We start from the raw sequence: 24,853 nt of genomic DNA, 5'->3' as shown, positions 1-24,853 counted from the left end.
TATATTGAGCCCGTCTATTTATACCCGCTTTTTCTGTAATGAATTTCAAGAGATTTTTACCCCTGTGCCTTTTCTTACTGGTTGGTGCATCGGCTTTTGCCCAGTTTACTCCACTAGTGCCCCGTAAAGATTCGGTAAGTTTGAATGATCTGCTGGCCAAATCTGTAAAGTACACTAATGATTACCCGGTCGAGAAGGTTTATGTACATTTTGATAAGCCTTATTATGCCGCTGGCGACACCGTTTGGCTTAAAAGTTACGTAACGGTAGATCAACATGCGCCCAGCACCATGAGTAAGGTGGTATATATTGATATGTACAACGAGCAGGATTCGCTTGTTGCCTCACAAAAACTACCGTTGGTTGATGGTATGGCTGCTGGTAACTTTTTGCTTTCGCCGCAGTTGAAGCAGGGCAATTATCGCCTGCGAGGTTATACCCAATGGATGCTCAATTTTGATCCGGCTTATCTGTTCAATAAAGTAATCACCATTGGCAACCAGATCAATAAAGAGGTATCAGTAAACGTTAATTTTACTGGTGGCACCACTGCGCAAACGCCGGTTACGGCCAAAGTGCAATTTACTGATGCGCAGGGTAAGCCATTGGCTGATAAAAGAGTAAACTGGCACGTAGAAACCAGTCATGAAGATACGGGCAAGGGTCGGGTAAATACTGATGCCAATGGATATGCCACTATTACGCTGCCACCAGCATCGCCGCTGGCATTGGGTTCATCGGTATTGTTTACAGAGATTGATCTGGACGCTAAAAAACCGGTAAATACGTTTTTCCTTAAGGCGGCATCAACAGGTAAGGATGTGCAGTTTTTCCCTGAAGGGGGCGATCTTATTGCCGGTATACCATCAAAAGTGGCTGTAAAAGCAGTTAGAGCAAACGGGTTAGGACTGGATTTTAAAGGTACTGTGGTTGATAATGAGGGTAAGGAAGTAACCACTTTTGAGTCGCAGCACCTGGGTATGGGTTTGTTGTTGTTACAACCCGAGGTTGGTAAAACCTATAAAGCCAATATCAGTTTTGCCGATGGAACGCAGGGCACTTATAACATCCCGCGTATTTCGCAAAGCGGCATCAATCTATCAGCCATGAACGGCGATGGCGAGAATCTGAACATCAAAATTGCCGCTAATGATGCCTATTTTAAGGCTAATCAAAATAAGACCTATTACATTGTTGCCCAATGCGGCGGCTTTATTAAATATGCCGCACAAACCAAGTTGCAAAGCTCGGTTTACCAGGCCAGCATTCCTAAAAGCAAGTTCGGCACTGGTATATTGCAGATTACACTATTTGGCTCAAACGGTATACCTATTAGCGAGCGATTAGTATTTATCCAGCGCAATGACCTGATGACGCTCAATGTTACCACAGATAAGCCACAATATGGCCGTCGCCAGCCGGTAAAATTGAATATCTCGGCCAAAAATGGTACAGCGCCTGCAGATGCCGGCCTATCTGTAGCAGTAATTGATGAGAAGAAAGTGCCTGTAGATGAAGACGGCGAAACCACCATCCTTACCAGTTTGTTGCTCACCTCAGACCTGCGTGGTTATGTAGAAAAACCCAACTATTATTTCAACAAAAAAGACGCTAAAACCGTTGCCGATCTGGATGTGCTGATGCTGACCCAAGGGTACCGCCGTTTCTCTTATAGAGATATTGTGGCCGGCCGCATGCCAAAGGTAACTTACATGCCAGAGTCGGGCATTACCATTTCTGGTACTTTGCGCAATAGCACGGGGCTGCCTATTTTTAAAGGCAATGTGCGCCTGTTTGTTCCGGATAAAAACTTCTCGGCCGAGACCATTACCGATGCCGAAGGGGTGTTTAAATTCAATAATGTGGTGGTTAATGACACCATGAAGGTTACCCTGAATGCTCGTAACAACGTTAACGCGAACAACCTGATGATTATGGTTGACGGCCAGAAAGAGGCCGGTCCATCGCGCATTGTAAATATGCCGGATGAGCGTATGAATATCGACAGCTTGTTGCGCCCTTACCTGGATAACAGCAAAAAAGAATATGAAACCAAGCATATGCTGCACGAGGTGGTTATTAAAAGTACCGTACAGCCGCAGCGCCCAAGGCATACAGAATATCCGTCATTAACGGGTTTGGCTATGGAAGCTGATCATGTTATTAACGGAGATCGGTTTAAAGGCTGTAATTTCTTTGCAGAGTGTTTGGCCACATCTGCTTTAGGGGTAACTTATGTTGATCAGAAGTTTTATGTAACCCGCAGCTACAACCAGGGCGATAAACGCGAAATGGCTATATTTTTAGATGGCTTACAGGTTGACGCGCCTGCAATGCAAACCGTTAATGCAAACGATATTGAATCGGTAGAGGTGTTTATGAACGATGGTTTGAGCGGTATTAACCGTCGCGATAATACTAACGGTGTACTGGTGATTAACAAAAAGAAAAAGCCAAAAGGTACCAAACTTACTATGGACCAGATACGCGAATTGTTGCCGCCGCCGTATATAGTAAGCTATGTGCCGCGTGGCTATAATATGGTACGCGAATTTTACTCGCCAAAATATGAGGTTGGTAAACCAAGTGGGGTGGGTATCGATCTGCGCAGCACCATCTATTGGAACCCTAAAGTAACTACCGATAAAACTACCGGCAACGTTACACTGCAGTATTATAATGCCGATGGTAACGGTACCACTTACCGTGTTGTAGTTGAAGGTATGGACAAGCAAGGTAACCTGGGCAGGAGCGTATATCGCTATAGAGTGCAATAAAAACGATCATTGTATTAGTAAAATCCCCGGCCTGCCAGCCGGGGATTTTTTGTTTTAAAACGATTTTAAGAAAATGACATAAAATATACCATTTGGTATATTTTATGATTTAATATTGTATTGTCAAAACGGTAGCAGTTAAAGCCGCTTGTTTTAACAGAAACAAGGATCGTTATAAAATAAAATATACCAATTGGTATAAAATATCAATCTGAAATGAGTCAACTAAAAAGACAATTGCTGATACTCACTGTTATAGCCGCTGCGGTGATGGAGCTGATAGATACCTCTATCGTCAATGTAGCCCTCTCACACATGAGCGGTAACCTGGGTGCCACACTGGAGGATACCAGCTGGGTGATTACCTCTTACGCCATTGCTAACGTAATCATTATCCCAATCACCAGCTTTTTAACTACTAAGCTGGGGCGTCGTAATTACTATATCGGGTCCATTATTGTATTTACGGTATGTTCGTTTATGTGCGGTAACGCCGGTAACATTTGGGAGCTCGTAACGTTCCGTTTTATACAAGGACTGGGTGGTGGTGCACTGTTATCGGTATCGCAAGCAGTAATGTTTGAGTTATTTCCTGAAGAAAAACGCGGAGTAGCCAGTGCGCTGTTTGGTATTGGCGTGTTTGTAGGGCCAACTATCGGTCCGACACTGGGCGGCGTAATTACCGAAAATTACTCATGGCCATGGATTTTTTACATCAACATTCCGCTTGGTATAGCAGCAGCTGTTTCTTGTTATTTCCTGTTGACCGAACCCAAGGTGAAGGCGGCCGTCAGCAAGGTAGACTGGACCGGCATCTTCTTGCTCAGCGCAGGCATCGGTACACTGCAAACCGTATTAGAGCGCGGGCAAACTGAAGATTGGTTTGCTACCGGTTATATAACTGCTTTCACAGTTATTGCCATTATATCGCTCGTTGCATTTGTGTTGTGGGAGCTAAAGATAAATAATCCGGTAGTAAACCTGCGGGTTCTAAAAAGCCGTACGCTCAGCATTGCCGCGGTACTCACCTTTGTCACCGGTATCGGTCTGTTTACTTCGGTATTTATGACGCCTGTTGTAGCCCAGCGATTACTCAATTTTACTCCAACCGAGACAGGTCTGTTACTGTTACCCGGTGCCATTACCGCCATTTTTGCACTGATGCTATCGGGTACCTTGTTACAAAAAGGTCTTTCGCCAATCGTAATTATCATTACAGGTTTTGCGCTCTTTATGTATTTCAGTTGGCGCATGGGACAAATTAACTTCGAGGTATCATCGAGCCAGTTAAGCTTCCTGCTCATCTTCCGTGCGTTGGGCATTGCATTGCTCACCGTGCCGTTAACTGCGCTGGCCGTATCGGGCTTGCCGGCTAAAGATATGCCGCAGGGCGCAGCACTTAATAATATGATGCGCCAGTTGGGTGGCTCGTTCGGTATCTCTATTGTTAATACTTATACCGCAAGGCGCACTGCGCTGCACCGGGTAGACCTCATCAGTCATATCGCGCCGGGCGATCCATCTTTCACCCAACGCTTCAACGGCTATGTGGCTTATCTGCAGCAAAAAGGCTTTGATATTTCTATAGCCAAGCAAAAAGCAATGGCATTGATAGAAACACAGGTGGTCAAACAATCATCAATGCTGAGTTACCTGGATGCCTATATGCTCATTGGTCTGCTGTTTGCCGCTACGCTGCCACTGTTGCTTTTGGTCAAGAAACCGGCACAGAAACGCCCGGCGGTGGTGCTGTCAGATCATTAAATCAATAAACAATAAAATTTATCATCATAAAAATTAAAACGAAATGAATACTACAAACAAAACAGCTCTGATTACCGGCGGTGGTTCGGGCATAGGCTTTGAAATTGCTAAACAACTGGTTGCTAAAGGCAACAAAGTAATTATTACCGGTCGTACAGAGGCTAAACTGAAAGCCGCTGCAGATGAAATTGGCGCCGCCTATTTTACAGCCGATATTAATAAACCTGCAGATACAGACGCACTGAAAAACTTCCTTCTGGCCGAATTTGGCGGCCTGGATGTATTGATCAATAACGCCGGTCACGCTTACTACTATCAGCCTGGTCCCGATGCAGATGCTGCTACCAAAGCTGCGGATGAGTTTCAGACCAACTTCTTTTCGGCTGTTCGTCTAACCGAAGAGTTGTTGCCATTGCTGCAGAAAAGCGCTGAAGCCGCCATTGTGAACGTAACATCAATTGTGGCGCTGGTGCCGTCAACTATTATATCAACCTATAGCGCCAGTAAAGCAGCCCTGCACTCTTATACTCAAACCCTGCGTTATGCCCTGAGCAAAACCACCAATATTAAAGTATTTGAGCTGATGCCACCGCTGGTAAACACTGCCTTCTCTGCCGAGATTGGCGGCGAAAACGGCATCCCACCGGCAGAAGTAGCCGATACCCTGTTGCACGGTTTTGAAAATGATGTTTACGAAATACATACCGGCAATACCGCAGGTATTCATGCCCTGGCTTACGCGCCAACTTATAACGATGCGTTCCTGGCGTTAAACGAGCGATAAATTGACATTATAGTTAGAACTATGTCATGCTGAGGAACGAAGCATCTCTTAGGATATTCCAGATAGATTTGCGTCAGAGATGCTTCGTTCCTCAGCATGACATGTTGGTATTATAAATATGTGCGTACAACTCATAATTCACTAATATTGTAATCATGGAAAAACCGATGTCAAAATCAGAGCGTACCCGGCAGTTCATTATTGAGCGCACGGCGCCCATATTCAATACCAAGGGATATGAAGGAACGTCTATGAATGATATGACCGAGGCTACCGGTTTAACCAAAGGCAGCATTTACGGCAATTTTGCCAATAAGCAGGAAGTAGCCCTGGCTGTATTTGACTATAACCACTCCATAGTACGTGGAAGGGTAACAACGCTAATTGATAATGCGCAAACCTATACCGATAAATTGCTGGTATATGTAAAAGTTTATCACAGCTTCTCCCGTGGAGCAGGGTTTATCCCCGGTGGTTGCCCTATCTTAAATACAGCCATAGAGGCCGATGACACCAATCCGCCACTGCGCGATAGGGCTGCCCAGGCTATCATCCGCTGGAAAGAAAAGATAGTTAAAATGATTGAGGGTGGTATTGAGGCCGGGGAGTTTAAGCCCGATGTAGATAAATTGCAAACTGCTGTTGCTATTATAGCCCTGATTGAAGGCGGGGTGATGATTGGTAAAGTAACCAATTCTCCAAGTAATTTGGACAGAGCCCTGGAAACGGTTGAGCAGATCATTTTAGCGTTGAAGAAGGTCGATTGATTCTACCTGATCTATCATCTTAAACTTAACTTAACATTGAAAAGATAGCTTTGGCGCAAAACAAACAAAGCTATCTATATGAGTAATCGCCGTAATTTTATTAAAACTGGTATTGTGGGCGTGGCAGGACTGAATTTGCTGCCGGCCGTTAACGCTTTTGCAGGGGAGGAGTTGCCTGAGCGTAAGGCTGCGCCGGGTAAGTTTAAATTGCGTTTTGCGCTGGCGTCTGACGGGCACTATGGTCAGCCTGATACCGAGAGTGATAAATTTTACAGCGACATGGTAAGCTGGATGCATAAAGAGCACCAGGCTAATCATCTGGATTTTATTATTATCAATGGCGATCTGGTGCACAATCGCCCGGACCTGCTGCCTAAAGTAAAACAGACCTACCTGGATAAGCTGCCGGTACCTTATTATACCATCCCGGGCAATCATGACTTTGCCGATACTGACATTTGGAAAAACGTTTTTGGTTACGAGGATCACTATATGGTTGATAAAGGCGATATCGGCCTGGTTTTCGCCAATACGGCAGACAATAAAGGCGGTTACGTTTGTCCGGATTATAATTTCTTGAAATCAGCCTTTGAACAGTACAAAAACAAGCAGATTGTTTTTGCCGTGCTGCACATCGCCCCGCACCAGTGGCTACCAGAGGAGAAAAGCATTTTTACAGATTGCCCGGAGATTGTAAAACTGCTGCATAGCTATCCAAATATCAAAGCCTGCTTCCATGGACATGATCATTCGCTGGATGGCATTCGTTATACAGATAAATTGCCGCACCTGTTTGATTCGCATTTTGGCGGCAACTGGGGTACAGATTATAAAGGTTACCGCATAGTAGAGGTGACGGAGGATCATCAGATCAATACCTATCAGATCAACGCCAGTCAGAACCCGAAGATGAATTCTTTGAAGATATAATATCGAATAGTTCTCTGGCCATGTTGTCATTCTGAGCGATAGCAAAGCATCCCGCGAACCTCGTCGTAGATTTGCGTCAGAGATGCTTTGCTATCGTTCAGCATGACATATTTGCTAATATTTATTCCCCTCCTTGGGAGGAGGTTAGGAGGGGTTTATATCAACATCCTTTTCTGCAAATTGCCATATAGCACAATATCCAACCCATAAACATCGGGTCTGAATTGCAGTGCGCCGGCATCATCGGCCCAACAGGTTACGTAAGTAATATATACTGGTACCTTTTTAGGTAAGGCAATATCTACTGTTTTAGCATTATCCTCGCCCATATATTTCTCTATCAAATTATACTTTTCGCCGTCGCCGAAAAGTGCCCGGGCCAGGTCAAGCGGTTTTTCCAGACGAACACAACCGTGACTGACATCGCGCTTGTTGTAGTTAAACGCGTTTTTGGCCGGGGTATCATGCAGGTAAACGCTGCTTTTGTTAGGGAACAGGAACTTGATTTTGCCTAATGAATTTTGTTCGCCCGGTTGCTGTTTGAATGAATATTCTTCGGCCGCTTTCGGGTCGCCCCAATCAATATCTTCGGGGTCATCAACCAATTTACCATCTCGGTATACATTGATGTTTTTATTAGATAGATAGTAAGGGTCTTTATCGGCCTCCACAATTATTTCTCTTGAGGCGATGCTTACCGGAATGTTCCAGATTGGGTTCACCTGTGCTTCGTTGATCAGGCTGGTTAGCTGCGGTGTTTCCCTTCTTACCGGGTGATCTACCATATCGGTGTCGTCATATCTTACCAAACTTTTGGTGAAATCTTTATTACGGCCCTCGCCAACACAAACCTTCATGTTCAGCGTGCTGTGGCCCTGGTCCATCACATCTAGTTGAAAAGCGGGGATGTTTACCTGTACATAACGTGGTTCTGCAGGCTTGTTTTTCCATCGCAGACGTTCCATATTTACCAGCAAGATGCGTTTGGTTTCTTCCTGTGTCATGCCTGGTGCGGTGTAGCCGGTTGTCAATGCTTTTTGTAGTGCCATGTATTGCGGCGAGTGTGGCTGGATGCTGTCCAGGTAAGCTTTCAAATCCTGGGCAGCGAACACTTTTTTCATAGAAGTACTATCCGGTCTGAGCGTGTTAGTATAATAGCGTTGGTAAATTCTATGCGGATTAACCACCCCGAACTGCATATCGTTAGCGTAGTTGATGAGTGCATTGGCCATCATCAATTCCAATCGAGCTATATTTTGGTAAGCCTCATCGGTAGTTTTAATAGCTTTTGGATCGCGTAGTTTGGTTAGGAGAGCCGCCATCTCATCGCCATGAAACAGCTTGGGGTTTAAACCATGTACTGATGAACGGGAGAGAATAGCCACTGCAGTATCCAGATCGCCATTTACAAAGTGATCGCGGATGAATATCGGTTCATAATCTTCGCTGGCATAAAACGATTTAATAACCGCTGGGTTTGTCAGCGCAACCTTTTTGCTTTGCAGTATTTGTTTAACGGCGGCGGTGTAGCCCTCATCAGTTAGTTGTTTGTAGATATTGTTCTTGCTTTTGTCGTTCAGCAGTTTGCCAATGTCTGAGTGCGGCGGCCTTTTACACCCCTGCATCATAAATAACAGCAGAACCGGGATAAGGAGCAGGATAAAGGGTTTATGTTTAGGATAACTCATGGTAGTATGTATGTTTGGGGTAATAAACGCAATACGCGTACCATCTTTAGTTGCGGGCAGCATTTGGTAGCAAATTTACCTATAGTGATCCAGAATAAGTGTTATAACAGTAAACTTAAACTATTAAGAAATTTGCTCAAATTGCCTTCGTAGCATTTTAAAGTCAGCTTTTATATGGAAAACACAACAAAGCAAGAAGTTTGGCTGCGTGGCTCGCTGCCAGAGGTGCCCGCACTATTACAACCTGTAGCCCATGCCTTACTGCAAGCCCGCGAGGAGATCAACGCCATGTTAAGGGATTTCCCTAAAGAAAAACTTTGGGAAAAGGTGGCCGGCATGGCCTCGGTAGGATTTCATTTGCAACACATGCGCGGTGTGATGGATAGATTGACAACTTATGCTGATGGCCGGTTGCTATCTGAAGATCAACTACAATACCTGCGCTCGGAGGGCTCACCAACGGATAATCTTGCTGGTTTGCTTCAAGCTTTTAATCTTCAGGTTGATAAAGCGATAGTTGTTTTAAAAAGTACCGATGAGAACACGTTAACCGAACCAAGGGGAGTAGGGCGCGCACAATTACCCTCGACTGTGATTGGTTTGCTGGTGCATATGGCCGAGCATACCATGCGGCATACGGGGCAGTTGTTGGTGACGGTGAAGGTGTTGAACCCCTCCTAAATCCTTCCCGAAGGGGAGGACTTTCATTGCATCGTTAAAAAAGAAAAGCGAAGCTGGAATAGCTTCGCTTTTCTTTTACCTCCCCTTAGGGGAGGCCGGGAGGGGTTAGTTATTTAATAAATAACAACTCTCTGAATTTTGGTAATGGCCACAACGCATCATCAATCAGCTGCTCCAGTTTGTCTACGTGGTAGCGGATAGGCTGGAAGTAACTTTTTACCTTTTCATCATAAGCAATAGCTTTATCGCGCAGGTCTTCAATAATGTTGGCCTTTTTGCGCTCTTCTACCATTTCTTCAACATTGGTTTTGATGAAGTTGATGTGCTCAGATATTTTGGTGATGATATCAATTTGTGCCGAGTAAGTTTCTTGTGGTAAACCTATATCTTTTAAGCCGCGCACGTTTTCAATCAGTTTTGATTGATAGTTGACAGCCGACGGGATGATTACGTTATTTACCATTTCGCCCATTACACGGGCCTCAATCTGTAGTTTTTTATAGAAGCTGTCCAGCAAAATCTCATGACGGGCAAGTGCCTCACGTTTGTTATAAACGGCGGTTTCTTCAAACAGGCGCTCGGTTTTTTCAGAGATCAGGGCATCCAATGCTTTTGGCGTAGTTTTGATGTTGCTCAAACCGCGTGCTTCAGCTTCTTTCTCCCAGTCTTCGCTATAACCGTTACCTTCAAAACGGATAGATTTCGACTCCTTGATATACCTTTTAATAATGGTAAGCAGCGCTACGTCTTTTTTCTCACCCTTACGGATCAGTTTATCAACGTCGAATTTAAACTTACGCAGCTGATCGGCCATGATTACGTTCAGGATGGTCATTGGGTTAGCCGAGTTGGCTGATGAACCTACCGCGCGTAACTCAAACTTGTTACCGGTAAAGGCAAACGGCGATGTACGGTTACGGTCGGTATTATCTCTAAAAATCTGTGGAACTTTAGGGATGCCTTGCCATAGCAAGCTATCGTCTTTAATTTTTTTGCTGATGCGTGAAGTTTCAATCTCATCCAGTACATCATTCAGCTGGCTGCCCAGGAAGATAGAGATGATAGCCGGCGGAGCCTCGTTAGCACCCAAACGGTGATCGTTATTTACGGTAGCGATAGAAGCACGCAGCAGATCGGCATGTTCATATACTGCTTTGATGGTATTAACAAAAAACGTCAGGAACATCAGGTTGTTCTTTGGCGTTTTGCCCGGCGATAGCAGGTTTTTACCGGTATTGGTAATCATAGACCAGTTGTTGTGCTTGCCCGAGCCGTTTACGCCGGCGTAAGGTTTTTCATGCAGCAACACTTTAAAGTTATGGCGCTTGGCTACGCGGTCCATCAGGTCCATCAGCAGCTGGTTATGGTCAATGGCCAGGTTGATCTCTTCATAAACAGGTGCACACTCAAATTGAGATGGTGCCACCTCGTTATGACGGGTTTTCAGCGGGATACCTAATAATAAGGCCTCATTTTCCATATCCTGCATAAAAGCATACACACGCTCTGGGATCGAACCGAAATAATGGTCTTCCAACTGCTGGTTTTTGGCAGACATGTGGCCGAACAGGGTACGACCGGTCAGGTACAAATCTGGACGTGCATTATATAAGGCAAGATCTACCAGGAAATATTCCTGCTCAATACCCAATGATGCATGTACGCGTTCAATGCTTTTATCAAAAAAGTGGCAAACATCAACCGCAGCTTTGTCAAGCGCGTTTAATGCCTTTAATAAAGGTACCTTATAATCTAAGGCCTCGCCGGTGTAGGATACAAATACGGTAGGGATACACAGGGTGCGACCCATAATAAAGGCTGGCGACGATGGATCCCAGGCGGTGTAACCGCGGGCCTCAAAAGTATTACGGATACCGCCGCTAGGGAAGCTGGAAGCATCGGGCTCTTGCTGTGCCAGCGCGTCGCCGCTAAAACGTTCAATGGCTCCATCGGCAGTTGGCTCAAAAAATGCGTCGTGCTTTTCGGCAGTTGACCCGGTTAATGGCTGAAACCAGTGAGTGTAGTGGGTGGCACCTTTACTAATGGCCCAGCTCTTCATAGCCGATGCAATTTGCTCCGCAGTTTCGCGCGCAATTGGTTCGCCTTCGTCTATAGATTTAATAATGCTTTGATAGGCATCGCCAGAAAGGTACTCTTTCAGCTTTTTATTATCAAAAACGTTGGCGCCGTAAAAATCAGAGATCTTATTTGATGGTGATTTTACTTCGGGGATAGTTCTGGTGAGCACCGTCTGCAGTGCCTGAAAGCGAAAATTTGACATTTTTTAGGTAATTGAACTTCAAAATTAAACTTCTTGACCAATAATGCTGAAAAAATCGGGTAAAATATCGACAAAGGAGTGAAAATTGTTAATCGGGGCTCTAAAACTTAAATGTTTTATGGTTTTGTGCTGATTTTGTGCTTTTTTTTAGAAAGTTTCTTCTAAAGCGCATTTTGGGTGGTTGAAAATGGGTCTAAAGTGCTTGTCTTTAAAAAAAGACTAAAAAAATAGATTAAATGAGCTGATAATTCTAAATTTTGGATAAAAAACAGGCTTTTGTTTGTGTGTTTTCATAAAAAATCCAAAAAGTATTCGATTTTTTTAATTGAAATTTGGTTTTTATGAATTTGATTTGTATTTTTATGAAAAGTTTAATGGTTTTTGATAGTAAATTTAAAAACTATGTAAATTATTAAGTGATGATGGTGATAAATTAACCAAGAATTCAGAATCGAAAGTTTTTTTAAAAATCTGTCCTTTAATAATAGAACTAAATAGTAATTGGATTTTATAATCGTTCACACATATCATTTCTAACTAACTAAATTTTTAAAACAATGGAAGTAAACTTCGCAAAACACAGAGTCTTCGAGCCGTTTCGGAAGATAACGCGTGAGAAGTGGGCACTTGGTGCCACAATTTTGTCGGGCAAGATGATTGGTCTCGGGCTGGTGTTCGTGGCTATGATGTCTTTACCAGGTTTGATGGGTTCACCGGCGCATGCACAGGCAGCAGCGGCCGCGGCACCGTCGGCAACGGAAACGTCGCTTATTAATACAGCAAATACTATCTGGACGCTGGTTGCAGCATTCCTGGTATTTGGTATGCAAGCTGGTTTCGTAATGCTTGAAGCTGGTTTCGCCCGCAAAAAAGAGACCGTTAACATTTTGATGGAATGTATTTTCGATACCTGTCTTTGCGGTATACTGTTCTGGGCTATTGGCTACGCCTTTATGTTTGGCTGGGGCAATGGCTTTATCGGCTGGCACGGTCAGGACGGTAAACCTTGGTTCTTCCTTAATAATATTCCGCTTACGTATAGTGCAACCGGTATCCCGGTATTGGCACACTGGATTTTCCAATACGCGTTTGCCGATACTTGTTCAACCATCGTATCAGGCGCTATGATTGGTCGTACCAGTTTCCGTGGCGATATCCTTTACTCAATCGGTATAACCGGTTTCATCTACCCAATTTTTGGTCACTGGGCTTGGGGTCCTGACGGTTGGTTAGTAGCTAAAGGTTTCCTTGACTTTGCCGGTTCAACCGTAGTACACTCAATTGGTGGTGTAGCTTCATTGGCTGGTGCAATGGTGTTAGGTCCACGGCTGGGTCGTGTGTTTAAACGCGACGGTGGCGGCATGCCTGCTCCGCACAACCTTACTATCGCCGCGGTAGGTGGTTTCTTGCTATGGTTCGGCTGGTATGGTTTTAACCCAGGTTCAACCCTGTCTGCTATGGATATGCAAGGTATTGGCCGTGTGGCTGCTAACACTACATTGGCTGCTTGTGCCGGTGGTATGGTTGCTATGTACCTGGCCCTGTGGTTTGGTGATACCAAAGGTAAATTTGATGTAGGTTTCACTATTAACGGTTTCCTTGCTGGTCTGGTAGCTATCACTGCGTCTTGTTATTGGGTTAGCCCGCTGGGTGCTATCCTGCTGGGTGGTATCTCTGGTATCATTGTTTACTACGGTACACTGTTGTTAGAGTATCTGCGTATAGACGATCCAGTTGGTGCAGTTCCGGTACACGGCCTGAACGGTATCTGGGGTACGCTTTCTATCGGTTTCTTTGCCTGCGGTAAATATGGTTTCACCGGCCCAACCGGACCAGATGATTCTCATCCAATTACCGGTCTGTTCTACGGCGGTGGTACTGATCAGTTAGTTAAACAGTTAATGGGTAGCGGTGCTATCTGTCTGGGTACCTTTGCTGTTGCTGGTTTGATGATGTTTGTACTGAATAAATTGCCTGATCCATGGAGACTGCGTGTTGAAGAGCATGGTGAGCTGATGAAAGGTGGCATTGACGCATTTGAACATGGCACCTCTGCTTATCCTGCGCAGGATGATGAGGAAGTTAGCTTGAGCGGTCTTTTCGAGCCTGGCGTAAAAGCTCCGTTAGCATAAATGATGTGTGAAAGCCGTGCGGTGAAACGCCGCACGGTTTTTTAAAAACATCAAAACGCCTGCTAAATATAGGTTTGCTGATACATAGGCAAGCCAAGTCACCGGGACTATAAGCCGAGCGACAATTGTGTTGCCCGGCATCCCTGATCCGGATAAAGATCAAATTGAAATTTTATGGTATCCTACAAACCTGCCTTATGGCAGGATTAGATAAGGTATGCCCTGATTAAACTGAGAAATTCAACCCTTAAAACAAGTTAAAACGATGAAAATTAAACTTTTACCTTTACTTGCTCTTTCTGCTGTATCATTTGGCGCCTTCGCGCAAGACAAGCCTGCAGATCCGCCACTGGCTATCTCTGGGTCTGTTGATACTTATTATAAGTATGACTTTTCTGGTCACAAAAATATCCCTACTTCTTTCGCTTCAGATCAAAACTCTATCTCTATCGGTATGATTGACCTGGGCTTGAAAAAGAAAGTAGGTAAAGCATCATTTGTTGGTGAGTTATCTTTCGGTCCAAGAGGTCAGGAGCAATCATTGCCTGATGCAGCTACCGGTACTTTGCCAACTGGTGTATCAAGCTACCACATCCAAAACTTGTATGTATCTTATGATGTTACCGACAAGTTTAACCTGACAGCTGGTTACATGTCAACCTTTATTGGTTATGAGGTAATTAGCCCGGTTGGTAACTTCAACTACTCAACTTCATACCTGTTCACCAACGGTCCGTTCCAGAATGCTGGCTTTAAAGCTACTTATGCTTTCTCTGATAAAGTGAGCTTGATGGCTGGTATCTTTAACGATGGCTGGAACACTTATACCTCAACTTATGATGTATCTACCTTTGGTGCTCAGTTAATGGTGGCACCGGTAAAAGGCTGGACTGCTTACCTGAACCTGGCAACCGGTTCTGTATCAGGAACAATCTTTGACTTAACTACCAACTATCAAATCACCGATGCCTTTAAACTGGGTTTGAACGGTGCTACCTTCTCAAAACCACATAATGGTGGTGGTTACGATGGTGTTGCTCTTTATCCGCAGCTGGCTGTATCAAGTGCTGTAACCTTTGGTTTAAGAGGTGAGTATTTTGAAACAAAAGCTTTTGGTACAACTCCAAAAATGCACGTAACTGCATTTACTGCTACTGCTAACATTAAAGGTGGTCCGCTTACCTTTATTCCAGAGGTTCGTTTAGATAGCTTCGGTAATAAATCATACAGCAGCTTTACCGATAGCAAAGGCGCTGTTACAAAAGACGCATCTCAGTTCTCATTAGCTGCAGTTTACGCCTTTTAATAAAATTTAATAGTTTATAAGTAAATTAGAGTCGCCGGAAATGTAGCCGGCGGCTTTTTTTATAATATGAAGAATCTGATCGTTGTCATTGCTTTAGTCCTGGTGTCAAAACTTGGTTTCGCCCAAAAGCAAACCCTTGCGCTGGATGAACATAATAAATACATCTATTACCAAACTGCCGAGCAAGCTGGCGCTTCTGCCCGCGATTTGTATGCCCGTTGCTATGCTGGGTTGAGTAAGACTTATACGCCCAAAGAGATTAAAGGCAAACCTGACAGTCAGATCCTGGTCAACTCAAAAGTTGTTTTATATGCCGGGCTGACCAAGCACGAAGACGGGCAGGTTACCTATCAGCTGCATGCAGAATTTAAAGATGGCAGGTACCGCTATTGGCTGAGCGATTTTGTGTTCACGCCATATCAGCGTGACCGTTATAATAACTACGTACCCATAGCAGGGAAGGAGATACCGCTGGAGCAGGCTCAGGGTAAAGTAGACAAAACATTACTTGATAATTATATGGATCAACTGATGAAACATTGCAAGCAAGTTGGCGAGAATTTAAAGCAATTTGCAGCAAACGCGCAGAAACAGGAAGAAAAGGCGCAAAAAGTAGACACGCATAAGTGGTAGGACAGGTCTGAAAAGCGACTGAAAATTATCATTCTTTCAATACAACTAAATATTTAGTTATTCAATAAACTAAAATATTAGTTTATTGTTGCGATATTCTGAAAAGTTGAAATAATAGCAATTTGAGTATTTAGCAGGCGTTAAATATTAAAATAAAATTTCAACTGCTATGCTTATTTCAGAATTAGATTTGTGCAAGCGCGAGTGGCTCGAGCTTGTATTTGCCGGTCGTAATAAAACATACGGAGCGTATGAGTTGCGAACCCGTTACAATGGTATTATGCTACGTGCGGTGGCTGCTACGGTGTTTGTGGTATCAGCCTTTGCAATTACTGCAAATATCATTAGTCACCACCCGGTTGTAGAAGACAATACCAAGACTATTACTGTCACTATCCAACCGCCACCATCAGTTAAACCTAAAGAAAACGTTGTTAAGGTTAAACCAGAAGGACCTCCGCCAGCTGCCAAGCCGGCACAGCCTGCATCAATTCAACGTTATGTGCCTTACGTGGTTAAGCCCGATATAGAAGCAGAGCACATAGAGCCCATAAAAGAAGATGTTGCCATTGGAAACAAGGATGTAAACGTGCCTAATAGTGGACCGGCCGGAAATGTATTGGATATTCCAGAAGGCACACCAGGAGGGACTGGTACTAATGCCAATAGTACAACAGAAGATCCGGGTACAGTTTTTCTTTCTGTTGAAGATATGCCGCAACCCAAAGGCGGCCCCGAAGCCTGGTCTAAGTTTCTGCAAAAAAACCTGCGTTATCCGGGTATGGCACAAGAGGCAGGTGCCAGCGGTAAAGTTTTCCTTTCATTTATTATAGAGAAAGATGGTCACCTTACAGATATTAAACTGGTGCGGGGTGCCGGTTATGGCTTTGATGAAGAAGCCTTGCGTGTACTCAAGCTGGCCCCGGCCTGGAGCCCCGGTAAACAAAACGGAAATCCGGTGCGGGTGCAGTATACCATCCCAATCAACTTTCAATTAAGTAACGACAACTAAACCTTATCATACCTAAAACCTCTCACAAAAACTAAATTCCAGAAAGTGTGGTTGATTTGTGCTTACTGCCGCTTGCATAAAGCGGCAGTTTTTGTTTTTGGGGAGAAGGAAGAAGCTGTCATCTCGACCAGCGGGAGAGACCTTTTCGGGGCGATCAGTCGCGACGTGTTATCGAAAAGATCCCTCACTTTGGTTCGGGATGATATCTTATTTGGATTGTAAGTATCAGTTGTTACCCCACCGCCGCCGTGTAATACTCCTCCTTCTCAGAAGTATGAATAGTAATTACGCCAGACAGCGCAAGATTAACCAATATGCGCTGCGCATTTTTACGGCTGATGGATAGCAGATTGCAGAATTCTTTAATGTCTATACGCTCATGTTCGGCCAGGTAGGCCATTAGTGCGTGCTCTTTGTCAGAGTATTCTATGAGTGTGCCCTGGTCTTCATTGCCACGTTTTAGTACGTCTACCACTATTTTGCTGGCCAGTACGCTTTTATCCTTTACGCGTACGTACACCCACCATTTGCCGTCCTCAGCGAGGGCGTAGTGGGGCTTGGTGTCGCTGTTTTCAATATTTACAACCAGTACCAGCTTGTCGTCTACATAAATCTCTTCAAAAACAGGTTCAAGAGCGGGGCGGATGTAGAGCTGGGCCGTACGGGTAATCATGTAACGTTCTTCATCTTCAAACTTTACGCCTTTTATGGAGCCATCATCGGCCACGCCAATCAATAACCGACCGCCCTGGTTGTTGGCAAAAGCCACCATGGTTTTGGCAATTTTCTCGTGCTTGGTTATGGTTTTCTTAAAGTCGAGCGATACACCTTCGCCCTCAAGAATCAGTTTTTTGATATTCATCCGTCACTTCCTCAATTCTGTGGCTTAAGATACGGATTAAATATTTCCATCCATCTATCGGCCTTGGTAATCGGCGTAAAACCAAACTGTGCATACAAGCCATGTGCATCGGCCGTAGCGAGCGACCAGCGTCTTAAACCTTGCAGATCGGGGTGCTGCACAATAGTTTGTACCAGCCATTTAGAAAGTCCTTTTTTTCGGTGTGTTTCCAGTACAAAAACATCTGCCAGGTAGGCAAACGTAGCTTTGTCTGTAATTACGCGCGCGAAACCAACTTGTTGCTGCTCAAAGTAGATGCCGAAGCACATGGAGTTAGTAATAGCGGCTTGCAGGCGTTCGCGCGGGATGCCTTGCGCCCAGTATGATTCTTTGTCCAGGTATTGGTAGATTACCTCAAAATCAAGCAGGGAGCGGTCTGTTGATATCTGGTAGCCCTTTTTGTGGAAGGCGGCATCATTCATAATTACTTTCATGGCGGCTATTTGATGATGTTCAGGTTGCGCACATATACTTCGCAGAAAACCATTACGCAGAGGTCGCCTTTTTTGTCATACATCTCAATGGGCAAAAACTTGGTGTATTTGCCGTCGGTATTTAAAATATGTTCGGCTTCCTCAATGGTTTTGTCGTCAATATAAATGTTGAAGGTAAGGGTTGTCATGGCCGGTTTCATGTACTGTACCTCCGCCGATTTCATCCAAACAATAATGTTATAACCCTTCTTGGTAAAAATTTGATAAAAGAGGATAGGATAAAATGGATCTGCAGCAACAAATAGCGTACCGCCAAAAATAGAACGGTTGTAATTGAGGTTAAGCAGACTCTTATTAACCTTTACGGTTACCCCGCGCCAATCGCTACGGATGTTTTTTACCCAGATGCGCTGAAAGAAGAGTGGAGGATAAAAACGGATGAGCCATTTTAAGGCATTTGCAGATAAAGCCATGACGGCTAAAGATGATAATTTTTAAAGAAATTTTGGCGATTGGGGAGGGGATAAAATGAAAAAGCCTTCCGTTAATGGAAGGCTTTTGTCTACTTGGAGCGAAAGACGAGATTCGAACTCGCGACCCCAACCTTGGCAAGGTTGTGCTCTACCAACTGAGCTACTTTCGCGTCGGGGCTGCAAATATAGAACTTTAAAATAACTATGAAAAAAATATTAAACTATTTGCTGATAAAACCATGAGGGCCAACGAAGATGATTTTTAAAAGTATCGTCGATCGGAGAGGGGTAAAAAGAAAAAGCCTTCCGCTTTTCGGGAAGGCTTATATCTGCTTGGAGCGAAAGACGAGATTCGAACTCGCGACCCCGACCTTGGCAAGGTCGTGCTCTACCAACTGAGCTACTTTCGCGTTGGGGTTGCAAATATAGATACTTTAAATAACTATGAAAACTTTTTTTAACAAATGTGGGAAGGTGTGCTGTTGGTGTTTGATTTTCAGGAGGATAATTTTAAAATGGGTTTTACAGAAACATAAAAAAGCCTCTTCTGGTAAAAGAAGAGGCTTTAACGCTGATACTCTTTGGGCCTTACAGTGTAGCCAGATCTATCACAAAACGGTAACGTACGTCGCCTTTTAACATGCGGGCGTATGCGGCGGTGATATCTTTAATGTCTATCAGTTCAATGTCAGACACAATGCCATGCTCGGCACAGAAATCCAGCATCTCCTGAGTTTCGGGGATGCCGCCGATGCCAGAACCAGCCAGGCTTTTACGGCCGCCCAACAGTGCAAACGGATGCACGGCATAAGGTTCTGATGGTACGCCCACGCAAATCATGGTGCCATTGGTTTTCAATAACGATAGATACATATTCATATCGTGCTCGGCAGATACCGTATCCAGGATAAAATCGAAAGAACCTTTAACAGCATCCAGTTGTGCCTGGTCAGACGTTACCACAAAATGGTGTGCGCCCAGTTCTTTAGCCGCAGCTTCTTTTGATGGAGATGTGCTCAATACCGTTACTTCGGCACCAAAAGCAACGCCAAACTTAACGCCCATGTGGCCCAGGCCGCCCAGGCCCAATACAGCCAGTTTATGGCCTTTGCCAACTTTCCAGTGGCGTAATGGCGAGTAGGTGGTAATACCAGCACACAGCAGAGGAGCGGTAGCCGCCAGATCTAATTTATCTGAAACGTGTAATACAAACTCCTCGCGCACTACGATGGTATTTGAATAGCCGCCATAGGTTGGCACGCCGCTACGGTCAAGGTTATTATAAGTTTGGGTGTTGCCGTCAAGGCAATATTGCTCCAGGCCTTGCTGGCAGTTTTCGCAAACCTGGCATGAGTCTACCAGACAGCCAACGCCGGCCAGTTGGTCAACTTTGAATTTTTTAACGTGATCACCCACTTTAATAATGCGGCCCACAATTTCGTGACCAGGTACCATTGGGAATACACCCGGAAACCAGTCGTTTTTAATCTGATGCAGATCAGAGTGGCAAACGCCACAGAATAAGATCTCAATTTGCACATCATGAGGGCCAACTTCGCGGCGCTCAAAATTCCACGGAGCAAGATCAGTCTCCGGGGTTTGTGCTGCGTATCCTTTTGCTTCAATCATAGATTAGATAATTTTTTATGCTATTTGCAGAGCAAAGGTACCAGCGCGGTCTAAAAACTATGCTAAACGTTTCAAAGTAATAATTATACTTTTCAAAGATTCTTACGCAGTGCCAGTGGTGTTAGTCCTGTGTGTTTTTTAAAGAAGTTGTTGAAGTAAGATGCATAGTCGAACCCCAGACTGGCAGCAATGTCTGATACGCTCCAATCGGTATGCGTGAGCAACTGACGTGCTTCGGCCAGTATGCGGCTGTTGATATGCTCTGTGGTAGATTTGCCGGTACTTTCGCGCACGGCAGCGTTGAGGTGGTTTACATGTACCGCTAGCTTATCGGCATAATCGCCAGCCTTTTTTAAGGGAACGATGTATTGCGGAGATTCTACCGGAAATTGCTTATCCAGCAAGCCCAGAAACAATTGGGCAATGCGCGATGATGCTTTTTGCGGCCTGTAATAAGCCACTGCAGGTTGCATCTTGATAGCCTCATGCATAATGAGATTAAGGTGATTGCGTACCACATCAAAACGATAGAGGTATTCGCTTTCCATCTCTTTCTCCATACGCTCAAATAAACTTCTGATAAAAGTAACCTGCTCATCATTAACAAAATAGACAGGATCACCTCCAGGTTTAAATAAAGTGGATTGATCAAGACTGTCAAGTCGACCGTTGCCCTGCAGGAACTGATGGGTAAACACACAGAAATACCCGTCTGAGTTGGTGTGGTCGCCTTCCCATGAATAGGGTATCAACGGATTGGTAAATACAAGAGCCGGTTTATCAATATCTATCGCTCGGCTGGCGTAAAACAATTTGCTGTTGCAAGCCAGGTTAAGCGTAACCTTATAAAAGTCGCGGCGGTTATAGCCAGCGAGGGTACAATGCGCGGTGCAGATCTGCGATACGCGCACCTGCGCAGGGTCGTTATGTATGTTGTCGAGGTAATTATCGGTTATGCCGGCAGATAAAGCGTCCATGTGGCAAAGTTATACATTTCAAAGAGAAAAGAAATGTATGCTTATTGGTGGTTTCAATTTTACTTAGCGGGATTGAGTTTTAGTTACGACCAGATTTCTTTACCCAAATTGCGTTAAAAACTGTTAAAAATGTTAAAAGCCGCAAACCCAAAATCTAATCAGCTGTTTTAACCGCAAAAGGAATAACCGTACTGGCGGCGCTGCGTATAAAGGGCGCCCACCACGCGGTTTGGGAGAGAAGAAATGAAAGAGCAATTAGATACTGAAGTAGTAAAGTTATTTAAAAATGAATTAGTGGATATTGAGGCAGTAAGCACAGATAGCCAAAATATCATTATCAGTTTAAGTACTATCAATTTTGAACAGCGCCTGGGTGACTATCTGCAACGTATTTATCGCCTGATTGACGAATATTTACCTAATAGGTTAGAGCATCTGGCCATAATGGTAAAAGACCTGAGCGGGCAATACGAGCACGTTTTTAAGATCTGGGCTCCCGTTGGCGCTGGTGTTGCGGTAAACGGAACAAATTAATTAATAAAGCTATGGATTACAGTGGTGCGTGGCTGCTCACCATCATAGTAGGGGTGATCAGTTTTATTGTGCAAATGCGGTTTCGCAGTAAGTTTAAAACTTATTCAGAGATTGATTTGCTTTCTGGCCTTTCAGGGGCCGAAGTAGCCGAGCGTATGCTGCGCGATCATGGTATTACCAATGTGCGCGTGGTGGCCGCAGAAGGTAGTTTGACCGATCATTACAATCCGGCAGACCGCACGGTTAACCTAAGCGAGTCTGTTTATTATGAACGAACGGTAGCCGCAGCTGCCGTTGCTGCGCATGAGTGCGGGCACGCCGTGCAACATGCCCGTTCTTACGCATGGCTTAGCTTGCGCTCGGCATTGGTGCCGGTGATAAATATTGCTTCAACCCTCATACAATGGGCGCTGTTTATTGGTATTATGCTGATGGTTTTTGCGCGTAATCCCGTGGTGTTGTTTATTGGTGTAATAGCTTTGGCTGCGGTAACCATTTTTAGCTTTATCACATTACCGGTTGAGTTTGATGCCAGCAGGCGCGCCTTGGAATGGCTAAATAATAACTACAGTATTATGCAAACCCAGCAAGAGCATGACCAGGCGCAGGATGCCCTTTGGTGGGCGGCTATGACTTACGTTGTGGCTGCGTTGGGCTCATTGGCTACGTTGCTGTATTATGCCTCTTTTTTGTTGAACCGGAGGAATTGATCTGATATTTAAATTGATGTCATTTCAAACGAACAAGGTAGGGACCGGGTGGTAGCGTGAGGAGAAATCTTAGACACCTGCCAGGTAATTATCTATTGACTTGGGGACTAAGATTTCTCTCTTCGCTGCGTTACGTTCGAAATGAACTGGGGTTATTTAGCTTCCGGCGCTTTAACTTCCTGACCGTTAATGGTTACATTTTTTAGTTGTAAGCCGGCAGTATTGTCAACTTTTAATGGTGTTTTTACGCCGTTGATACTGCAATTGATCATCTTTAGATTACGTACCGGTGATTCTTTGTAAGCGTGAACAACGATGCCGTATTCGCCACCTTTTTCAACGCTTAGGTTCTCTATCCAGAAATTGCGGATGGTTGGCATAAAGTTTCCTGGTTTTTCATAAAACATATCAAAGCCAATGGCCGCATCATGATAGGTGCCTGCTTTGATGTCTTTTGCAAATACGTTCTGAATGGTGCCGCCACGTAATGAACTTGTTTTGATACGGATAATCAAATTCAAATCAGGACTGCTTAGGTGACAGTTGATGGCGAATATATTGCGGGCGCCACCGGCAATCTCGCTGCCAATGGTAATGCCGCCGTGTCCGTTGTGCATTTCGCAGCCTTCAATGATGTGATTCTCTGCGGGGCGACCGGCATTGCGGCCATCCTCATCACGACCAGATTTAATAGCGATACAATCATCACCCGTATCAAAAAAGCAGTCTTTGATCAGTACGTTCTTACAGGCGTCAGGGTCGCAACCATCGGTGTTGGGGCCTTCTGCTTTAACGTTTACTTTTTCTATTGTCACGTTATCGCACATTACAGGGCTGATGAACCACATTGGCGAATTGATCAGTTTTACGCCCTGGATCATCACATTCTGGCACTCGTAAGGGGCAAACATATTGGGGCGCAGGTAATGGCCTTCACCAAAAACTCTTTTCCGCGCATCAACGCCTTGATGGGCCATGTTTTGCAGGTTGTCCCTGTCTTTCGCCTGGTTAGGTACACCTTCATGCGCGCCGAAATCTTTTCTGCCTTTCCAGCCCCACCAGTATTCTTTGCTGCCGCCGCCTTCAATGGTACCTGTGCCGGTTACCGCAATGTTTTGCTCTTTGTAAGCATAAAATTGTGGCGAGAAATTCATACAGTCATTACCTTCCCAACGGGTTAATACCACGGGGTAGTCTTTAGTATCATGGCTGAAAATGATTACCGCGTTATCCTGTAAGTGCACATCTACGTTGCTTTTCAGGTAGATGGGGCCAGTGAAAAACTTGCCTGCCGGCACAATTACATGACCGCCGCCTGCTGCCGCGCAGGCCTCTATGGCTTTTTTAAATGCTTCTGTATTTTTGGTCACGCCATCGCCTTTGGCACCGTAGTTAGTAATCAGGAAGTCTTTGTTTTGGAAAACCGGCGCATGGATCATTTTGCGCACGTTCTGCATCGCCTGGAGCGGCTGATCTACAGAGGTCCAGTTCTCCACTTGCTCCTGGGCAAAAGAATGTGCAGGGATGGCTGCAGACAGGCAAAGGCCCAATAAATAGGTTTTAATGTTCAACTTTTTGAAATGGGTTGATAGCATGCTGTTTTAAGTTTAATCAGTATAAGTGTATTGGTGAACCATGTTTGGTTGGTCAACAATTGGTCGGCTAAAGATAGCGAACGGCAGGAGCAAAGCGTCATGCACCGGCCTGATTGATAAAGATGTTACAAAATAAGCACACAAGCATAAGTTTTGCTCATTATTAAATTAAACAATTTATCAGACGGTCAATTGGCAAGCCTTTTGCGTTGATAGTATAAACAACTATCAATGAGAACGAATCATTATTTTAAAGACGCTGCACCTTATGCGTTAGCGGCGGGTGCCTTGGCTACCGCTGGTTTATGGATGTGGTCTAAAACCCGCGTTAGTATACCCGATGGCGCGATACCGGTAACTAACTTTGATATTAACCGTTACCTGGGCCAATGGTATGAAATTGCCCGGTTTGACTATCGTTTTGAACGGGGTTTACAAAACGTAACGGCATATTATTCACTTAATACTGATGGCTCCGTCAAGGTCGTCAACCGTGGTGTGCGGATGGACAATAGTGAGTGGGAGAGTAGCGTAGGCAAGGCCAGGTTTGTAGACGAAGAACCTACCGGTCGACTAAAAGTATCCTTTTTCGGGCCGTTTTATGCCGCTTACAATGTAATTGCTTTAGACGATGATTATCAATATGCCATGATAGCCGGTAATGACCTGGATTATCTGTGGTTATTATCCAGAGCGCCGGTAATGCCCGCGGAAATTCGTAATGTGTTTTTGCAACAGGCTAAGGCTATAGGCTACGATGTCGGCCGGTTAATTTGGACAAAACAGCAGGCTGCTGATGAGGTGCCCATTGAAACAGTAAGTTAAAGAGAAAATAGCCAGACTGA

General features: G+C 44.6%; 21 protein-coding genes and 2 tRNA genes. 13 read left to right on the top strand and 10 right to left on the bottom strand.

What is annotated here, in order from left to right; genetic code table 11:
* Positions 1-38 precede the first annotated feature (38 nt).
* The 5 genes from ABZR88_RS11505 to ABZR88_RS11485 all read left to right on the top strand — a co-directional run bounded on the left by ABZR88_RS11505 (position 39) and on the right by ABZR88_RS11485 (position 7,022).
* The gene (locus ABZR88_RS11505) at positions 39-2,777 is read left to right on the top strand and encodes a hypothetical protein (protein ID WP_107830386.1); all 2,739 of its coding nucleotides are present in this window, start codon (positions 39-41) and stop codon (positions 2,775-2,777) included.
* A gap of 216 nt (positions 2,778-2,993) precedes the next feature.
* A complete protein-coding gene (locus ABZR88_RS11500) occupies positions 2,994-4,541 on the top strand; it encodes a DHA2 family efflux MFS transporter permease subunit (RefSeq protein ID WP_107830384.1) in 1,548 nt (515 codons plus the stop codon).
* 43 nt (positions 4,542-4,584) lie between these two features.
* Positions 4,585-5,325, top strand: coding sequence for an SDR family oxidoreductase (locus ABZR88_RS11495; protein WP_107830382.1), 741 nt, complete (start codon positions 4,585-4,587; stop codon positions 5,323-5,325).
* Between the two features lie 155 nt (positions 5,326-5,480).
* Positions 5,481-6,092: a TetR/AcrR family transcriptional regulator gene (locus ABZR88_RS11490; protein ID WP_107830380.1), complete on the top strand. Its 612-nt coding sequence runs from the start codon at positions 5,481-5,483 to the stop codon at positions 6,090-6,092.
* A 78-nt stretch (positions 6,093-6,170) separates the two neighbouring features.
* The gene (locus ABZR88_RS11485; RefSeq protein ID WP_107830378.1) at positions 6,171-7,022 is read left to right on the top strand and encodes a metallophosphoesterase; all 852 of its coding nucleotides are present in this window, start codon (positions 6,171-6,173) and stop codon (positions 7,020-7,022) included.
* Between the two features lie 155 nt (positions 7,023-7,177).
* Here the strand turns inward: ABZR88_RS11485 and ABZR88_RS11480 are convergent, their stop codons facing one another.
* Positions 7,178-8,773 carry a L,D-transpeptidase family protein gene (locus tag ABZR88_RS11480; RefSeq protein WP_245917092.1) on the bottom strand — a complete coding sequence of 532 codons (1,596 nt, stop codon included), beginning with the start codon at positions 8,771-8,773 and terminating at the stop codon, positions 7,178-7,180.
* Positions 8,774-8,884: 111 nt separating this feature from the next.
* On the opposite strand from ABZR88_RS11480, the gene ABZR88_RS11475 reads away from it, so the two are divergent.
* Positions 8,885-9,391, top strand: coding sequence for a DinB family protein (locus ABZR88_RS11475; RefSeq protein ID WP_107830377.1), 507 nt, complete (start codon positions 8,885-8,887; stop codon positions 9,389-9,391).
* 109 nt (positions 9,392-9,500) lie between these two features.
* Here the strand turns inward: ABZR88_RS11475 and ABZR88_RS11470 are convergent, their stop codons facing one another.
* Positions 9,501-11,672, bottom strand: a complete 2,172-nt coding sequence (locus ABZR88_RS11470) for a glutamine synthetase III (protein WP_107830375.1) — start codon at positions 11,670-11,672, stop codon at positions 9,501-9,503.
* 557 nt (positions 11,673-12,229) lie between these two features.
* Between ABZR88_RS11470 and ABZR88_RS11465 the strand changes: the two genes are divergently transcribed.
* From ABZR88_RS11465 to ABZR88_RS11450, 4 genes are all read left to right on the top strand, one after another.
* Positions 12,230-13,804 carry an ammonium transporter gene (locus tag ABZR88_RS11465; RefSeq protein WP_107830373.1) on the top strand — a complete coding sequence of 525 codons (1,575 nt, stop codon included), beginning with the start codon at positions 12,230-12,232 and terminating at the stop codon, positions 13,802-13,804.
* A gap of 265 nt (positions 13,805-14,069) precedes the next feature.
* On the top strand, positions 14,070-15,110 hold the full coding sequence (locus ABZR88_RS11460; protein WP_107830371.1) for a porin: 1,041 nt from the start codon (positions 14,070-14,072) through the stop codon (positions 15,108-15,110).
* A 66-nt stretch (positions 15,111-15,176) separates the two neighbouring features.
* The gene (locus ABZR88_RS11455) at positions 15,177-15,743 is read left to right on the top strand and encodes a DUF4468 domain-containing protein (protein ID WP_107830369.1); all 567 of its coding nucleotides are present in this window, start codon (positions 15,177-15,179) and stop codon (positions 15,741-15,743) included.
* Between the two features lie 169 nt (positions 15,744-15,912).
* Entirely contained in the window at positions 15,913-16,755 is an 843-nt protein-coding gene (locus tag ABZR88_RS11450; RefSeq protein ID WP_107830367.1) for an energy transducer TonB, read from the top strand.
* 232 nt (positions 16,756-16,987) lie between these two features.
* On the opposite strand, the gene ABZR88_RS11445 is transcribed toward ABZR88_RS11450, so the two are convergent.
* From ABZR88_RS11445 to ABZR88_RS11415, 7 genes are all read right to left on the bottom strand, one after another.
* Positions 16,988-17,617: a helix-turn-helix domain-containing protein gene (locus ABZR88_RS11445; protein WP_107830365.1), complete on the bottom strand. Its 630-nt coding sequence runs from the start codon at positions 17,615-17,617 to the stop codon at positions 16,988-16,990.
* Between the two features lie 11 nt (positions 17,618-17,628).
* The gene (locus tag ABZR88_RS11440; protein WP_107830363.1) at positions 17,629-18,090 is read right to left on the bottom strand and encodes a GNAT family N-acetyltransferase; all 462 of its coding nucleotides are present in this window, start codon (positions 18,088-18,090) and stop codon (positions 17,629-17,631) included.
* A 5-nt stretch (positions 18,091-18,095) separates the two neighbouring features.
* Positions 18,096-18,563 carry a DUF4442 domain-containing protein gene (locus ABZR88_RS11435; RefSeq protein WP_107830361.1) on the bottom strand — a complete coding sequence of 156 codons (468 nt, stop codon included), beginning with the start codon at positions 18,561-18,563 and terminating at the stop codon, positions 18,096-18,098.
* A 94-nt stretch (positions 18,564-18,657) separates the two neighbouring features.
* Positions 18,658-18,733: transfer RNA gene (locus tag ABZR88_RS11430), tRNA-Gly, on the bottom strand.
* A gap of 164 nt (positions 18,734-18,897) precedes the next feature.
* Positions 18,898-18,973: transfer RNA gene (locus ABZR88_RS11425), tRNA-Gly, on the bottom strand.
* Between the two features lie 178 nt (positions 18,974-19,151).
* Complete coding sequence (locus ABZR88_RS11420) at positions 19,152-20,192, bottom strand: NAD(P)-dependent alcohol dehydrogenase (protein WP_107830360.1); 1,041 nt, start codon at positions 20,190-20,192, stop codon at positions 19,152-19,154.
* Positions 20,193-20,284: 92 nt separating this feature from the next.
* Positions 20,285-21,169 (bottom strand): AraC family transcriptional regulator, encoded by an 885-nt coding sequence (locus tag ABZR88_RS11415; protein WP_107830358.1) that lies wholly within the window; start codon positions 21,167-21,169, stop codon positions 20,285-20,287.
* Between the two features lie 243 nt (positions 21,170-21,412).
* On the opposite strand from ABZR88_RS11415, the gene ABZR88_RS11410 reads away from it, so the two are divergent.
* Positions 21,413-21,703 (top strand): hypothetical protein, encoded by a 291-nt coding sequence (locus tag ABZR88_RS11410; protein WP_107830356.1) that lies wholly within the window; start codon positions 21,413-21,415, stop codon positions 21,701-21,703.
* An 11-nt stretch (positions 21,704-21,714) separates the two neighbouring features.
* Positions 21,715-22,413, top strand: coding sequence for a zinc metallopeptidase (locus ABZR88_RS11405; protein WP_107830354.1), 699 nt, complete (start codon positions 21,715-21,717; stop codon positions 22,411-22,413).
* 152 nt (positions 22,414-22,565) lie between these two features.
* On the opposite strand, the gene ABZR88_RS11400 is transcribed toward ABZR88_RS11405, so the two are convergent.
* Positions 22,566-24,008, bottom strand: coding sequence for a glycoside hydrolase family 28 protein (locus tag ABZR88_RS11400; RefSeq protein WP_107830352.1), 1,443 nt, complete (start codon positions 24,006-24,008; stop codon positions 22,566-22,568).
* Between the two features lie 231 nt (positions 24,009-24,239).
* On the opposite strand from ABZR88_RS11400, the gene ABZR88_RS11395 reads away from it, so the two are divergent.
* Positions 24,240-24,833 carry a lipocalin family protein gene (locus tag ABZR88_RS11395; RefSeq protein WP_211309854.1) on the top strand — a complete coding sequence of 198 codons (594 nt, stop codon included), beginning with the start codon at positions 24,240-24,242 and terminating at the stop codon, positions 24,831-24,833.
* The last annotated feature ends 20 nt before the right edge of the window (positions 24,834-24,853 follow it).

This window comes from Mucilaginibacter yixingensis, from assembly GCF_041080815.1.
GTDB classification, from domain to species: Bacteria; Bacteroidota; Bacteroidia; order Sphingobacteriales; family Sphingobacteriaceae; genus Mucilaginibacter; species Mucilaginibacter yixingensis.
The sequence above is the reverse complement of the archived record's forward strand: the minus strand, read 5'-3'. Positions and strand labels throughout refer to the sequence as shown.